At 39.3% G+C, this 12,898-nt stretch carries 14 protein-coding genes; 8 read left to right on the top strand and 6 right to left on the bottom strand.

Features of this window, described 5'->3' with window-relative positions:
• Position 1: 1 nt before the first annotated feature.
• Positions 2-322, bottom strand: coding sequence for a type II toxin-antitoxin system PemK/MazF family toxin (locus KIV10_RS02470; protein WP_214111900.1), 321 nt, complete (start codon positions 320-322; stop codon positions 2-4).
• The gene (locus KIV10_RS02465) at positions 316-570 is read right to left on the bottom strand and encodes an AbrB/MazE/SpoVT family DNA-binding domain-containing protein (RefSeq protein ID WP_214111899.1); all 255 of its coding nucleotides are present in this window, start codon (positions 568-570) and stop codon (positions 316-318) included. Before KIV10_RS02465 ends, KIV10_RS02470 begins: the two co-directional genes overlap by 7 nt.
• 103 nt (positions 571-673) lie before the next feature.
• On the opposite strand from KIV10_RS02465, the gene KIV10_RS02460 reads away from it, so the two are divergent.
• On the top strand, positions 674-1,432 hold the full coding sequence (locus KIV10_RS02460) for a UDP-2,3-diacylglucosamine diphosphatase (RefSeq protein ID WP_214111898.1): 759 nt from the start codon (positions 674-676) through the stop codon (positions 1,430-1,432).
• On the opposite strand, the gene recJ is transcribed toward KIV10_RS02460, so the two are convergent.
• Positions 1,422-3,113: a single-stranded-DNA-specific exonuclease RecJ gene (gene recJ / locus KIV10_RS02455; protein WP_214111897.1), complete on the bottom strand. Its 1,692-nt coding sequence runs from the start codon at positions 3,111-3,113 to the stop codon at positions 1,422-1,424. The genes KIV10_RS02460 and recJ overlap by 11 nt on opposite strands.
• Positions 3,114-3,301: 188 nt before the next feature.
• Between recJ and KIV10_RS02450 the strand changes: the two genes are divergently transcribed.
• Positions 3,302-4,780 (top strand): T9SS type A sorting domain-containing protein, encoded by a 1,479-nt coding sequence (locus tag KIV10_RS02450; protein WP_214111896.1) that lies wholly within the window; start codon positions 3,302-3,304, stop codon positions 4,778-4,780.
• Positions 4,781-4,784: 4 nt separating this feature from the next.
• Here the strand turns inward: KIV10_RS02450 and rsmI are convergent, their stop codons facing one another.
• From rsmI to KIV10_RS02435, 3 genes are read right to left on the bottom strand one after another with little or no spacing between them, the layout of a single operon-like run.
• On the bottom strand, positions 4,785-5,456 hold the full coding sequence (gene rsmI, locus KIV10_RS02445; RefSeq protein WP_214111895.1) for a 16S rRNA (cytidine(1402)-2'-O)-methyltransferase: 672 nt from the start codon (positions 5,454-5,456) through the stop codon (positions 4,785-4,787).
• 6 nt (positions 5,457-5,462) lie between these two features.
• The gene (locus KIV10_RS02440; RefSeq protein ID WP_214111894.1) at positions 5,463-5,816 is read right to left on the bottom strand and encodes a DoxX family protein; all 354 of its coding nucleotides are present in this window, start codon (positions 5,814-5,816) and stop codon (positions 5,463-5,465) included.
• Between the two features lie 12 nt (positions 5,817-5,828).
• Positions 5,829-6,620, bottom strand: coding sequence for a hypothetical protein (locus KIV10_RS02435; protein ID WP_214111893.1), 792 nt, complete (start codon positions 6,618-6,620; stop codon positions 5,829-5,831).
• A gap of 97 nt (positions 6,621-6,717) precedes the next feature.
• Between KIV10_RS02435 and KIV10_RS02430 the strand changes: the two genes are divergently transcribed.
• The 6 genes from KIV10_RS02430 (at position 6,718) to KIV10_RS02405 (ending at position 12,891) form a co-directional block, all read left to right on the top strand.
• Positions 6,718-7,398, top strand: a complete 681-nt coding sequence (locus KIV10_RS02430) for a thymidine kinase (RefSeq protein ID WP_214111892.1) — start codon at positions 6,718-6,720, stop codon at positions 7,396-7,398.
• Between the two features lies 1 nt (position 7,399).
• On the top strand, positions 7,400-8,509 hold the full coding sequence (gene alr / locus KIV10_RS02425; RefSeq protein WP_214111891.1) for an alanine racemase: 1,110 nt from the start codon (positions 7,400-7,402) through the stop codon (positions 8,507-8,509).
• Positions 8,510-8,579: 70 nt separating this feature from the next.
• Complete coding sequence (gene mscL / locus KIV10_RS02420) at positions 8,580-8,990, top strand: large conductance mechanosensitive channel protein MscL (protein WP_214111890.1); 411 nt, start codon at positions 8,580-8,582, stop codon at positions 8,988-8,990.
• Between the two features lie 155 nt (positions 8,991-9,145).
• Complete coding sequence (locus KIV10_RS02415) at positions 9,146-10,135, top strand: aspartate-semialdehyde dehydrogenase (protein ID WP_214111889.1); 990 nt, start codon at positions 9,146-9,148, stop codon at positions 10,133-10,135.
• Positions 10,136-10,251: 116 nt separating this feature from the next.
• Complete coding sequence (locus KIV10_RS02410) at positions 10,252-10,632, top strand: DoxX family membrane protein (RefSeq protein WP_214111888.1); 381 nt, start codon at positions 10,252-10,254, stop codon at positions 10,630-10,632.
• Positions 10,633-10,740: 108 nt separating this feature from the next.
• Positions 10,741-12,891 carry a prolyl oligopeptidase family serine peptidase gene (locus tag KIV10_RS02405; protein ID WP_214111887.1) on the top strand — a complete coding sequence of 717 codons (2,151 nt, stop codon included), beginning with the start codon at positions 10,741-10,743 and terminating at the stop codon, positions 12,889-12,891.
• Positions 12,892-12,898: the final 7 nt, after the last annotated feature.

The following is a 12,898-nucleotide window of genomic DNA, read 5'->3' as shown; positions in this document are numbered from 1 at the left end:
ATTATTCAATTAAATATTCCGAAAGAATCGATTTTAATTTTTGAATTGATTCTTTATCCAACGATTCAATTCTATCAAATAATCTACTTTTATCAACGCACCTAATTTGATCCAAAGCAATTTGGCCAGATTTGCTTTTCAAGTTTATGGAAACGCGCATTGGAAAATTTCTAATGGTTGAAGTAATGGGCGCAACAAGAATAGTATTCAATATTTTATTTGAAAAGGTTGGAGTTATAACAAGGCAAGGCCGCGTTTTTTTTATTTCACTTCCCACGGTTGGGTCTAAATTCACCCAATAGATATCATACTGTTTTACCATTCCCAATCCGTATTATCTTCATCCTCAAATGTATCAGGCAGCAAGCGCTCCGGTTGTCCATATTTTGCTACATCTTCGGCAAGCATGTTTTCCCAACCTTCCCGTGGTTTTGATTTTGCTGGAGTAATAATCATTTTCTCATCTTCAATTTGTATTGCAACTTTCTCCTCAAGCCCAATAAGCTTTAGGAATTTTGCAGGAATGATAATTCCTTTTGAATTTCCGACTTTTATTATTTTTGTTTCCATAATTAGAAAATTATCAAACAAAGTTAAAACAATGTTATAACAATTTTATATTTTTTTTGAATAAACTTTCTTAATGCATAATTTCACTTTCCTATCTTTGAAAATGCACATCCCGCAAGGCAAAAAAATCTATTTTTCAAGCGATAATCATCTGGGCGCGCCAACGCAGGCTGAGAGTTTGCCACGCGAAAAGATTTTTGTTAAATGGCTTGACAGCATAAAACACGATGCCGAAGTAATCTTCCTGCTCGGCGATCTTTTTGATTTTTGGTTTGAATACAAAACCGTGGTACCCAAAGGGTTTGTTCGAGTTTTAGGTAAACTTGCCGAACTTCGGGATAGCGGAATCCAAATCCATTTCTTCGTGGGAAACCACGATTTGTGGATGCACGATTATTTCGAAAATGAATTGAACATCCCCGTGTACCACGAGCCGAAGGAGTTTACTTTCAATGAAAAAACATTTTTTGTAGGTCACGGCGACGGAAAAGGCCCTGGCGACAAAGGTTACAAGCGGATGAAAAAAGTGTTTACCAATCCTCTTTCAAAATGGCTCTTTAGTTGGGTACATCCAGATATTGGCGTTCGCGTGGCGCAGCATCTTTCGGTAAAAAACAAATTGATTTCCGGGGATGAAGACAAGCAATTTCTGGGTGAGGAAAATGAATGGCTGGCGCAATATTCCAAACGAAAACTGCAAACAAAACATTACGACTATTTCATTTTTGGCCATCGCCATTTGCCAATGAAAATAAAAGTAGGAACGAATTCAACCTATTTCAATCTTGGCGATTGGATAAACCATTATACTTATGGCGTGTTTGATGGGGAAAAGTTTGAGTTGAAGACGTTTACTCCATAATATCCTTCAACCGCAACTGTAGGCTCACATTGCCCTGCCATTCGTTTTCATCAATGCAATAGGCGGCTTTAAAAGGTTTTCCGTCGCAGGCAATATTTTGTTTTTCGGCTAAATTGAAGCCAATTGCGGTAAACTGATTTGAATTTTCCTGTTTCACCACAACCCGCAAATGCTTGTTATCCTCGCCCACACATTTTCCCCAACCGGTATCCCGCAAGTTTTGCGTCATAAAGGTGGGTGTCATATTTCCAGGGCCAAAAGGGGCAAACTGTTTTAATATTCTGAAAAATTTCGGGGTAATTTCATTGAGATTTATTTCCGCATCAATTGTTATTTCTGGGGTAAGCAGGTTTTTGTCAATGGTTTCCGATACAACTTTTTCAAATTCATTTTTGAAATTTTCAAAATCCTTTTCGAATAGGGTCAAACCCGCAGCATACATATGTCCGCCGAATTGTTCGATATATTCCGCGCAGCCCTCCAGCGCATTGTAAACATCAAATCCACGGACGGAGCGTGCCGAAGCTGCCAATTTTTCGCCACTTTTTGTAAAAACCAACGTGGGGCGGTAATAGGTTTCCGTTAATCTGGAGGCGACGATGCCAATTACGCCCTTGTGCCAATTTTCTTGATATACTACCGTTGTCAATCGCTCCTCTTCTTTGTTGTTTAAAATTTGTTGAAGCGCTTCTTCGGTAATTTGTTTATCTGCATCCCTTCTTTCCCTATTGTAATTCTCAATTTCGGCGGCATAGATTTCAGCTTTATCAACGTCATTTTCGGTGAGTAATGTCACAGCATGGTTGCCGTGTTTCATACGTCCGGCGGCGTTTATGCGCGGGGCAATTATAAAAACCACATCGGTGATGGTTAGGGTTTTTTTCTTTATTTGTTTCAAAATTGCCTTAAAGCCAGTGCGCGGATTGCTGTTGATTACTTTTAGGCCATAATAGGCAAGAATTCTGTTTTCGCCGGTGATAGGGACAATGTCTGCGGCAATTGCGGTGGCGACCAAATCGAGATACAAAATCAAATCTTTCAACATCAATCCACGAAGCTCGGCAAGGGCTTGTACGAGTTTAAATCCCACGCCGCAACCGCAGAGTTCTTTGTAGGGATAGTCGCAATCTTTCCTCTTTGGGTCGAGTACGGCAATGGCGTCAGGTATTTCCTTTCCGGGGCGATGGTGGTCACAAATGATGAAATCGATATTTTTTTCTGAAGCGTATGCAACCTTATCAATGGCTTTTATGCCGCAGTCCAAAGCTATAATCAGTGAAAAATCATTGTCGTGTGCATAATCAATGCCCTTATAGGAAACGCCGTAGCCTTCATCATACCTATCTGGGATGTATGTTGAAACATTTGGATAATAACTTTTAAGATAGGAAGAGAGCAGCGCCACGCTTGTGGTTCCATCCACATCATAATCGCCATAAATTAAAATATTTTCTTCGGAAGAAATGGCTTTTTCAATCCTTGCAACGGCTTGGTCCATATCTTTCATCAAGTAGGGATCGTGGAGGTTTTCAAGATTTGGGCGGAAGAATTCCTCCGCTTCCTTAAAAGTTTCAATCCCGCGCTGAACCAATAATGATGCGATAGTTGGCTCCACATTCAATGCTTTTGAAAGTGATTTCACCTTATCGGCATCGGGTTTCGGTTTTAGTGTCCAGCGCATATTCTTTTAAAGTTCCAGTTTTTAGAATCACAAATCACAAATCACAAATTTCAAAATAAGTTATTGTGGTAATTATTGAAAGGGGAGAGGTGTAAAAATACTAAAATTCGGAATATTGAGAAGTCAATTTTTGTATTGGATATTTTAGTATCTTGTTAATTCTCCCCGTAACCTTAAACACTAAGTTTATGAAAACACTTTTACTTTTTTTGGCAGGAATATTTTCAATTGTTACTTTTTCACAGGACGGTGGTTTGGATACTTCGTTTGGAGATGGGGAAATTGTAATTACCGATTTGAACAATAGTCAGGATTTGGTGTTTAACGTTGCAGAACAGGCAGATCAGAAAATAATCGTTTCTGGAGTTACTATGCAAAGCAATCAAAATTATTATCCATATTTGGTAAGATTTATGCCAGATGGCACATTAGACACGGCTTTTGGCTTAAATGGTTTAGTACTAAAAAATGATGTTGGTTTTTATGACTTCTCGTATCTTTTTATTGATGATTCTCAACGTATAATTGCTGCTGGGCCTAAAAATCAGAGTTCAACTTTCGTAATTGCTAAATACCTCGATAGTGGAAATTTAGATACAACTTTTGCAGATAATGGCATAAAGACAATTCCCGACGGGAATTATGTGGCAATGAATCTTATGGATGATGGCTCGTTCTTATTGTTGAAATTTTCTGCAAATAATACAATCACGTTAAATCATTATTTAAGTAATGGTGTTTTAGATTTAAATTTTGGCAACAATGGAGCTGCTATCTCTACATTTTCAGGCGATAGCTTTCAGGGGGTCGAAATTAAAACGGATGCCGATAATAATATCTATTTCTTGGGTAAACGCGACAATAATGCCAATTCGGATATTATTTTGATGAAATTTAATGCGGATGGCTATTTGGATAACAACTTCGGAACTAATGGAATGGCAATAAAAAATATTGATGCTCTGAATCCTATGAACTTTAGTACTGCCAGCCTTGATTTTACCAATGATAATAAAATACTTATTGCAGGAAGTTGTGGTGCCTGTATTGATCTTTTTGAACCTGTTATGCAACCCTATTTTATAAGATATCAAAACGATGGTCAACCAGATTCCAGTTTTGGAAATAATGGGACAGTATTATTGCCCATTTCAAGTTTCAGCATTACACAAGTAATAATTCAGGAAAACCAAAGAATACTTGTGGCGGGTAAATTGTTAGATTGTTTTGAAGGAAGTATTTATAAAATTGAAAGGTATTTTCCAGGAGGAACATCGGATTATTCCTTTCTTGGAGCCTCTCTTGAATTTGATAATTATAAGACTATTTTACAAGAGGAGGGAAATATTGTTAGTGCGGGAAATACATATTGGTATAATGGTGTTGAAGACGTAATTTTGGTTCGGCATAATAATAATCCTTTATCGCTTCCTGAATTTGAAAATCAAGATATATCAATTTTTCCAAACCCCTCAACTGGAATCTTCACTGTTGAAAAAATCAATTTTGCTGAAAAGCAAACATATCAAATCATCGACATTACTGGAAAAATTATAGAAAGTGGCGAATTTTCTGATTTACAATCAAAGATTGATCTTTCAAATGCGCAAAGTGGTTTATATTTTATGACAACTTCAATTGGCACATTCCGATTGATAAAGAATTAATTTATCAATCTCGACCTTTTACCACCACGACTATTTCCCCCTTCGGCGGGGTAATTTCAAAATGTTTCAAAACTTCTGTGGCGGTACCGCGAATGGTTTCTTCGTGAAGTTTTGTCAATTCCCTTGAAACGGAAATATTTCTTTCTTCACCAAAAAATTCAACAAATTGGGAGAGTGTTTTCAGCAGTTTGTGTGGCGATTCGTAAAAAATGATGGTTCGGGTTTCTTCGGCTAACATCGCTAACCTTGTTTGCCTTCCTTTTTTCACTGGAAGAAATCCTTCAAAAACAAATTTATCATTGGGGAAACTGCTGTTAACCAACGCTGGCACGAAAGCGGTGGCGCCCGGCAGACAATCTACCTCTATTCCAGCTTCCACACAGGCGCGCGTAAGTAAGAATCCGGGATCGCTAATGGCGGGGGTGCCGGCATCACTTATCAGTGCTATGTTTTCGCCATTTTGGATCCGTTTTACGATGCCGTCCACAGTTTTATGCTCATTGTGCATATGGTGGGAGTGCATCTGGGTGCCTATTTCAAAATGTTTTAAGAGTTTGCCGCTGTTGCGGGTGTCTTCGGCCAAGATTAAATCCACTTCCTTCAGTACCTCTACCGCGCGGAAGGTCATATCCTTTAGATTGCCTATGGGAGTAGGCACCAAGAAGAGTTTTCCCATACATTGTTATGTTCTTGCCGTTTTTCCGAAGAAATAGGAAATTAATAAAAAAACCATCGCCGCCAGAGGGAATGCAAAGCTCTCGCCCTCGTGGTAGTGCGCCATAGATGCTAGTATAAAATCGAAAAAGAAGCCCGCGTAGGCAAAGTTCATCAGCCAATTGGGCTGTCGCCAAAGAATCATCAACACGCCCAAAATTTTTGCAACCGCAAGTGGGACAACCAAATATGCGGGATAGTCCAAGTCTTCAAAAATGCCGCGTACTTCCTCGGTCTGTGCCAGGTACATTCCGGCGGAGAAAAGCATCATGGCGCAAATGATGGTTGTGGCAACCCAATAAATTATTCGGTTGGTTTTCATAAAAGGCAACTTTTAGTTGAAACGTTTTTCTATGATGTTCATAAATCTTTCGGAATATTCATCCTTATTGAGCCAGTAATTATAATCTGGCTTCACTTTTCCTTTAATGAAACTTTGGGCCTCTTCAAAACTTTGCATTGTATTGATCTGTGAAAGCACTCGGGTGTAATCCTCCGCTTGGCCTTCAAAAAGATGTTTTATGAATGCCAAACGATCATTGAGGCCAATGTTCAATCCTGTTTTTACCGAATCGTTTAAAGACTTAGCGCGGGACTCGGTGAGGGTTTTGCTGGGCTCGGTAAATTCTGTGAATTTTGGAAAATTTTCGGAGGGTTTTCTTTCAAAGGTAGGCATTTGCTGATATGTGGATGCAAATTCCTCTAGGTCATTCCGCGTATGTTTTTTTGGCTCTGGAGATTTCTGCGGTTCCTGAGTCTTTGGGAGCATTTCATCTAGCATTTCATCAATCTTATCACTCTCTTCTGGCATTTGGGCTACGATGTCCTTTATTTTTTCCATCAAGGGTTCAATAAGATCGTCGGTGTGTTGCGGCTGTGGCACGGGTACTGGTTCAGTAAACCAATTTTCCTCACGAAAACTTTTTGAATCCATAGAATCCTTGGCATCTACTTGCGGAACATTTTCAGCAGTATCGCCAATCTCATTTTCAAGATATTCCAAGACACATAGTTTTTCATAAAGAGATGCCACAGATTCCTTTATGGAAGCTGTTTTAAAACTTTTTTCATCACTTAGTATTTTTGTTGCGAGTGCCTTAATCTGCTCGCGTAGTTTCTTCTTCATATCTTTTTAAATTAACCTGAATTTCTATTTTGTTTTTATAAATTTACGCAACCTATTTGTAAACGTCAACTATTTTTGTTGCGTATAAAATTAACCTATGTTTCTTGAAAATACCGTAAATCAGAAAGAACAATTTGGCTGGATAGAAGTGATCTGCGGCTCAATGTTTTCAGGAAAGACCGAAGAACTTATACGAAGGCTGAAACGGGCACAGTTCGCCCGCCAAAAGGTTGAAATATTTAAGCCCGAAATTGATGTTCGCTACGCTGAAGATAAAGTAATTTCCCACGATAGCAACGAAATACGGAGCACGCCAGTGCCAGCTGCGGCAAATATCCCTATTTTGGCAGACAATTGCGATGTAGTGGGTATAGACGAGGCACAGTTTTTTGATGATGAAATTGTAAAGGTGTGTAATGACCTTGCCAACCGCGGAATCCGGGTAATAGTGGCTGGGCTGGATATGGATTATAAAGGAAATCCCTTTGGCCCAATGCCAACTTTGATGGCAACCGCCGAGTATGTAACCAAAGTGCACGCAGTATGCACGCGAACCGGAAATCTTGCAAATTACAGTTACCGCAAAGCCAAGAGTGAAGCTTTGGTATTGTTAGGCGAAACGGAAGAGTATGAGCCTTTAAGCCGTGCCGCTTATTACAAAGCAATGCTTCGCGAAAAGGTGGTAAGACTGGAAGTAAAAGACCCCGAAGCCGTATCTGCCAGTGGGCAGGAAAACACCCAAAATCTGCCCCCGAAACAGGCAGGAAAACAAGCATAACATGCCAAAAGCCACCGAAACTATTCTAGAGATAGACTTAAACGCGCTGGATAAAAATTACCAATACATTACTTCAAAAATTGAGCCCGGGACCAAGGTTTTGGCTGTGGTAAAAGCCTTTGCTTACGGAAGCGATTCTGTGGCGGTTGCCCGGGAATTGGAGCAACTTGGTGTGGATTATTTTGCCGTTGCCTATTCAAATGAAGGTGAAGCTATTAGAAATGCTTCCATTGAAACGCCCATTTTAGTGCTGCATACATTGCCTTCAAATTTCGAAAATATTGTAAACCGCTGTTTGGAACCCAGTATTTATTCCCGAAAAATATTGGAGGATTTTATCGCTTTCGCGGAAACAAAAAACCAAAAAAATTATCCCATCCATCTGAAATTCAATACCGGATTGAATAGATTGGGTTTTCAAGAAACGGATATTTCCTTTATTTGTGAAAAACTTAAAAGCACCAAGGCTGTAAAGGTGAAATCAGTATTTTCACATTTGGCTGCCAGTGAAGATTTAAAGGAAATTGATTTTACAAAATCCCAAATTTCCCAATTTCAGAAAATTTCAGAAAAAATAATAGATACATTGGGTTATCGGCCGCTCTTCCATTGTGCGAATACTTCTGGAATCATTAATTATCCCAATGCACATTTCGATATGGTGCGCACCGGAATCGGGCTTTATGGTTTTGGGAATGATGAGGAAGAAAACAAACACCTAAAGCCTGTGGGAACGTTAAAAACAATTATTTCGCAAATTCACACTGTTGAAATTGGCCAGAGCGTAGGCTACAATAGAGGTTTTATTGCTGAAAAAATAACACGTTCGGCAACTTTACCTCTTGGCCATGCGGATGGAATTCCGCGTTCCTACGGAAAAGGGAAAGGCTGGGTAACCATCAATGGCGAAAAAGCACATATTTTAGGTAATGTGTGTATGGACATGATTATGGTAGATGTAACTAATATTAATTGCGAAGAAGGCGATGAAGCTGTAATCTTTGGTCCGCAGACAACGGCTGATGAACTTTCAGCGGCAATCAATTCCATTTCGTATGAGCTGATTACGGCAGTATCGCAACGGGTAAAACGCATTGTCGTAAGAAATTAAGGAACATTGTTTTTATAAAACGGCGGTGTTTTTATAAATTAGCAACAATTAACCAATAAAATTTTTAAGTATGCTAAAAGAATTCAGGGATTTTATTATGACCAAGAATGTGGTCGACCTATCCATTGCGGTATTGCTTGCCGCTGCGGTTGGGAGTGTGGTTTCCAGCTTCACCAATGATGTAATGATGCCAATTGTTGGTCAATTTACTGGAGGCGTGGATTTTTCAGATTTAAAAGTGGTACTATCCGAAGAAATTGTTGGCGCGGATGGAGAAATCACCAAGCCTGAAAACGCTATTTTGTACGGTAAGTGGGTAAATACGCTTATTAATTTAGTAATTGTAGGTTTTGTATTATTCTTGATAATGAAGGGATATTCTAAAGTGCGCAAGAAAAAAGAGGATGCTCCTGCACCAGATCCGGGACCTTCCGAAAAAGATTTATTGAAGGAAATTCGTGATGAGCTTCGAAAAAGATAAGTTTTGAAATCATCAAACACCATTTCGTAGCCACCGCTACACTATATATTTCAACCCTAAACCCTCCTTTGCGAAAGCTTGGGAGGGTCTTTTTTTGGATATAATTCAAAAGAAATAAATTTCTATAAACTATTTTTGGAACAAAATTCAATACAATGAAATTAGCTTTGGTTGGCGCCACCGGAATGGTGGGCGAAGTAATGTTGAAAGTGCTGAAAGAACGCAACTTTCCTATTGATGAACTGCTTTTGGTGGCTTCAGAAAAATCAATTGGGAAGAAATTGGAATTCAACGGAAAAAAATATGAGGTAATAGGCTTGGCCGAAGCTGTGGCGGCCAAACCCAACATTGCAATTTTTTCCGCTGGCGGAAGCACTTCTTTGGAGTGGGCGCCAAAATTTGCGGCTGCAGGAACCACTGTTATAGACAATTCTTCAGCTTGGAGAATGGAAGCCGATAAAAAACTGATAGTCCCCGAAATTAACGCACATTTATTGACCAAGGATGACAAGATCATCGCAAACCCAAATTGCTCTACAATACAGCTCGTTATGGCGTTGGCGCCACTTCATAAAAAATATAAAATGAAACGTGTGGTGGTCTCTACCTATCAATCTGTTTCCGGTACGGGCCTCAAAGCCGTTCAGCAAATGGAAAACGAAATGGCTGGTGTAAAGGGAGAAATGGCCTACCCATATCAAATCCATAAAAATGCATTGCCGCATTGTGATGTGTTTGAGGACAATGGGTATACAAAAGAAGAAATGAAACTTGCACGCGAACCTCAAAAAATACTGGATGATTCTTCATTTTCGGTTACGGCAACAGCCGTTCGAATCCCTACTGCTGGCGGCCACAGCGAGGCGGTTAATGTTCAGTTTGAGCGGGATTTTGATTTGGCGGACATCAGGAGAATTTTGCACGAAACCCCGGGAATTGTTGTACAGGATAATCCGCAGACCAATACTTACCCAATGCCTATCTATGCAAACGATAAGGATGATGTTTTTGTGGGTAGAATACGGAGGGATGAAACACAACAGAATACCTTGAATATGTGGATAGTGAGCGACAACCTTCGGAAAGGAGCTGCCACAAACGCCATACAGATTGCGGAATATTTAGTTTCTAAAGATTTGGTTTAGCATATTGCTACAGAATTATTTATAATATTAATAAATAAGCAAAAAACGCATTCTCAAATTAAGGATGCGTTTTTTATTTTCTGTATCTTTAAAGGAATAACCTTAAAACCAAGCCTATGAATTCTACCTTTACTAAGATTATTCGAATTGTTTTAGGAGTTTTGTTGATTCCTTTTGGATTGAGCCAATTTATTGATTTCAATATTTTGCCCACCCACATCTATACTGGCGAAGCTGCCATTTTTATAGATTCGCTCAGCAGTACTGGCTATTTCTTAAAATTAGTTGGTATGCTTGAAATTATTGTAGGCGTTCTGCTCCTCGCTAATAAATGGGTTGCCTTTGCGCTATTGCTGCTTGCGCCCATATCCATTAACATCCTTTTATTCCATTTATTTCTGGATATTCCTGGATTGTATATGGCACTGGTGGTGGTAATTTTAAATACTATTCTCATTTATAAAAGCTGGAAAGTTTACAGGCCACTGTTTCACTGAAAGTTTTCAAACAAATTTCAAAATTAGGTTTCTTCGGAAGCCTTTTTGTATGTTGTTTCCTTTCGGCATAAAACGTTATTTTTACAATTCATTAAAAGAAATTCAAAAATGAAATTCAGCATTTTTCCCGCAATTGTTTTATTCGCCATATTTGGCTGTAAAGAAGAACCAAAAAAAGAAGAAATTTCCGTGAACTACCCACAAACCAAGAAAGTTGATACCGTAGATACCTACTTCGGGGTTGACGTAAAAGATCCATACCGATGGCTTGAAGACGACCGTAGCAAAGAAACCGAAGATTGGGTAAAAGCTCAAAACGAAGTCACGTACGGATATTTGGAAAAAATTCCATACCGTAATGAATTGAAGGACAGGCTTTCTGAAATTTGGAATTACGAAAAAGTGGGTGCCCCGTTCGTGGAAGGCAACTACACATATTTTTACAAAAATGATGGCTTGCAAAACCAATACGTAATCTATCGTTACAAAATAGGCGATGATCCCGAGAGCGCTGAAGTGTTTTTAGATCCCAATAAATTCAAGGAAGATGGTACAACTTCACTGGGTGCCGTAAGTTTTACCAAAGATGGAAGTTTGCTTGCCTATAGTATTTCTGAAGGTGGAAGCGATTGGCGAAAAGTACTTTTAATGGATACCGAAACAAAGGAATTGCGTGGCGATACCATTACCAATGTAAAATTTGGCGGTCTATCCTGGAAAGGTGTTGAAGGTTTTTATTATTCAAGTTATGATAAGCCTGAAGGGAGCCAGCTATCTGCAAAGACGGATCAGCACAAGCTTTATTTTCACAAATTGGGAACTCCGCAGAGTGAGGATAAAGTAATATTTGGCGCAAAACCAGATGAAAAATACCGCTACGTGGGTGGAAACGTAACCGAGGATAACCGTTATTTAGTGGTTTCTGCGAGTACTTCGACCACCGGAAACAAACTTTTTATAAAAGATCTTACAAAACCGGAATCAGATTTTGTGACGGTGCTGGATAATTTTGATAGTGATTCCTACATACTTGAAAATGTAGGTTCTAAGCTCTATATAGTTACCAATATGGATGCGCCAAACAAGAAAATTGTTACCGTAGATGCTAAAAATCCCACGCCGGATAATTGGAAGGATTTTCTCCCGGAAACCGAAAATGTACTTTCTGCTGGAAAGGGAGGTGGTTCCATTTTCGCAAATTATATGGTAGATGCGGTTTCAAATGTGAAGCAGTATGATTATGATGGCAATTTAACGCGTGAAGTAAAATTACCCGGAATAGGTTCTGTGGGAGGCTTCGGAACGAAAAAAGAAAACACGGAATTATATTATTCGTTTACAAATTACGTTACGCCAGGCAGTATTTACAAATACGATATTGCTTCTGGAAATTCAGAATTATATGTAAAACCAGAAATCGATTTTAATCCAGAAAATTACGAAAGCAAGCAGATTTTTTATACGTCAAAGGATGGAACAAAAATTCCGATGATTATCACACACAAAAAGGGGATAAAACTTGACGGGAAAAACCCGACCATTTTATATGGATATGGTGGATTCAATATAAGTTTGACGCCAAGCTTTAGCATCACAAATGCGGTATGGATGGAGCGTGGAGGCATTTACGCGGTGGCAAACCTTCGCGGGGGCGGTGAATATGGAAGTAAATGGCACGACGCAGGCATCAAAACCAAGAAACAGAATGTTTTTGATGATTTTATAGCTGCCGCAGAATATTTGATTGAAAATAATTTTACATCAAAAGAATATTTGGCGATTCGCGGTGGTTCAAATGGTGGACTTTTGGTGGGTGCTACAATGACCCAGCGCCCAGATTTAATGAAAGTTGCACTTCCGGCAGTTGGCGTGCTAGATATGCTTCGTTACCATACATTCACAGCCGGTGCGGGTTGGGCGTATGATTATGGCACTGGCGAGGATAGTAAAGAAATGTTTGAATATTTAAAAGGATATTCACCGGTGCATAATGTAAAAGAAGGCGTGCAATATCCGGCAACACTCATTACTACTGGCGATCACGATGATAGGGTAGTACCTGCACACAGCTTTAAATTTGCTGCGGAATTGCAAGCGAAACAAACTGGAAGTAATCCTGTTTTAATTAGAATTGAAACCGATGCCGGCCACGGCGCTGGTACTCCCGTAAGTAAAACCATCGAGCAATATGCAGATATTTTTGCCTTTACATTTTATAATATGGGTTTTGAGGAATTACCAAAATTGAAAAACGAGTAGTTTTATT

This window comes from Aequorivita echinoideorum, from assembly GCF_018476645.1.
Classification (GTDB): Bacteria; Bacteroidota; Bacteroidia; order Flavobacteriales; family Flavobacteriaceae; genus Aequorivita; species Aequorivita echinoideorum.
Note: the sequence above shows the minus strand (reverse complement) of the source record. Positions and strands in the feature narration are given on the sequence as shown.